This window comes from Pseudomonas sp. RIT-PI-AD (assembly GCF_025642785.1).
In the GTDB taxonomy this organism is placed as follows: Bacteria; Pseudomonadota; Gammaproteobacteria; order Pseudomonadales; family Pseudomonadaceae; genus Pseudomonas_T.
This window is the reverse complement of the sequence record NZ_JANZKU010000075.1, coordinates 1-406: the sequence shown is the minus strand read 5'-3', so window position 1 is coordinate 406 and position 406 is coordinate 1. Positions and strand designations below refer to the sequence as shown.

At 70.0% G+C, this 406-nt stretch carries 1 pseudogene; it reads right to left on the bottom strand.

Annotation, left to right across the window (positions count from 1 at the left end):
- Positions 1 to 290: pseudogene (locus OGL92_RS22095) on the bottom strand (hypothetical protein); the annotation flags it as partial.
- Between the last annotated feature and the right edge of the window lie 116 nt (positions 291 to 406).

The window sequence follows — 406 nt, the reverse complement described above, 5'->3', positions numbered from 1 at the left end:
GCGGCGACGCTGGTTTCCTCGATGCGGTTCTGGAGCCGGTCGCTCGCGGTGATTCGCATTTCCCGGGTGCGCGGGTCCCAGCTGGGGATGGTCACGACCCCGGTAAAGCGTCGTTCCTGGGTGAGGACGTCGCCGTCCTGGCTCTGGTAATCCACCGTGACGACGGCACCCTGCAGGTTCGCCGGCACGGCCTCGCCCTGCTGGTACGCCAGGGAGAACTCCGCCTCGGCAGCGCCGCCCTCGGGGCGATTGATGCGGATGTCGGCGCACACCCGGCCGCTCACATCCACAGCCCATCACCACGAACGCCCGCCAGATAAACGAAAACCCCGCCGGGGCGGGGTCTTGGACGTAGCCCGGCGGCATCACCGGGTCGACAGGGATCGGCGCGGGCGGGCCCGGCCTA